Raw genomic sequence first — 1,676 nt, forward strand, 5'->3', positions numbered from 1 at the left:
GCCACGGACTCCGCCATGCCCTACGTTGGCCAAGTCAACCTCTCGCACGGCTGCATCGGTCTGGGGCCGGAGGGCGCCCAGTGGGTCTTTGACAACATGACCGCCGGCGACGTCGTCCAAGTGGTCAACACCGAGGGCGATTTTGCCAACTTCGACGACGGCTTCGGAGACTGGAACATCCCCTGGGCCCAGTATGCGAACTGAGCCGGGGCACCGGCCACCCGGCGGCAGCATCCGCTGAGGGCCGGGCAGTGAATTTGGGGGACACTGGATGGACAAGCAGTTGGGGGACACCATGGACCAGCGCATGAGTGTGCGGAACGCCGGGCGCGCTGCCGGCCGGAGCCGGCGCAGTGGGCGTGGTCCAGGCAAGAGCACCGGAAAGATGCTGGCCGTCGGCGGGATTTGTCTCGCCGTCGCCGCCGGCGGGATCGGCGCCGCCACTGCCCCCGTCTGGGCCGACAGCGCCTTGCCCTCGGAGTCGTCTGCGCCGATGCGAAACATCGTGGGCCTGGCAGCCCCGGTCGTGAAAGCTGTTGAACTCGGGGTCACACCCATCGACGGGGCCAAGGGCGTCAACCCGGCCGCTCTTCCGTCGGTGAAGGCCGTCAACGGGGTGGTCAAGGACGTGCAGCTTCGGCCCATTGCGGGCGGCGACTCCGTTCCCGGCACGAGGAGCGCGGACGGTTCCACCTGGACCGCGGAAGATCCTCTGGAGTTCGACACCAGCTACCGGTACTCCTTCACGATCGTTGACCGGGCCGGCCGGGAGACGAAGAAGACTCAAAGCTTCTCGACCGTCGCCAGGGCCAACGAAGCGGACGCCGCCGTCTACCCGCTGAACGGCAGCACGGTTGGGGCCGGCCAGCCGATCGAGATCGTGTTCAGCGAACCGGTCCTCAACAAGGCAGCCCTGGAGAAAGCCGTCGCGGTGACCGCGTCCTCCGGCCAGCCCGTGGCCTGGCGCTGGTACTCGGACCGCCGCGTGCGGATCCGGCCGGAGACCTTCTGGGCCGCGAACAGCCAGATCACCGTGGACCTCAGGCTGTTCGGCGTCGACTTCGGCAACAAGATGGTCGGCAACTCGGACGTCATGGTTTCCTACACGGTCGGGCCGCAGCGGGTCGCCGTCGTCGACGACGTCACCAAGACCATGAAGGTCTACTTCGACGGGCAACTGGTCCGGACGGCCCCCGTCACCCTTGGCAGTGCGGACTGGCTCTCACCCGCCGGCTACGCGGTGGTCATGGAGCAGGAGCGCCACTCCAAGTTCGACGCGGGCAGCATCGGCCTCAAGCCGGGGGACAAGGGCTACTATCCGCCGTTGACCGTGGAGTACGCCAACAGACTGACCACGTCCGGCGTTTACGTCCACCAGGCGCTTGAGTCGGCCTGGGGCGCGGTGGGCGTGTACAACGTCTCGCACGGTTGCGTGGGCCTGCTGCCGGCGGACGCAGAGTGGTTCTTCAAGAACATGAAAACCGGCGATGTGGTGCAGACCCTCAACACGGGCGCACCGCCGGTTGAACCGCTTGAAGGCTTCGGCGACTGGAACATCCCGTGGGCGCAGTACGCCAAACGCTGAGGCCGGCCGAAATTGCGGCCTGATTCGGTGCGGCCACGGGGTGGCACCTCGCCGGTGCTGAGGCTCTGACGGTAGGCTCGGTGTCAGATAT

Annotated in this window: 2 protein-coding genes; both read left to right on the top strand. The window is 67.0% G+C overall.

All coding sequences use genetic code 11. The features are described from left to right. A partial coding sequence (locus AB4Y86_RS18405; RefSeq protein ID WP_441403586.1) for a L,D-transpeptidase family protein occupies window positions 1-204 on the top strand: 204 nt, incomplete at its 5' end. Between the two features lie 67 nt (window positions 205-271). Continuing rightward, window positions 272-1,585, top strand: coding sequence for an Ig-like domain-containing protein (locus tag AB4Y86_RS18410; RefSeq protein WP_441403587.1), 1,314 nt, complete (start codon window positions 272-274; stop codon window positions 1,583-1,585). The last annotated feature ends 91 nt before the right edge of the window (window positions 1,586-1,676 follow it).

This window comes from Arthrobacter sp. 2YAF22_2 (assembly GCF_052114645.1).
Classification (GTDB): Bacteria; Actinomycetota; Actinomycetes; order Actinomycetales; family Micrococcaceae; genus Arthrobacter.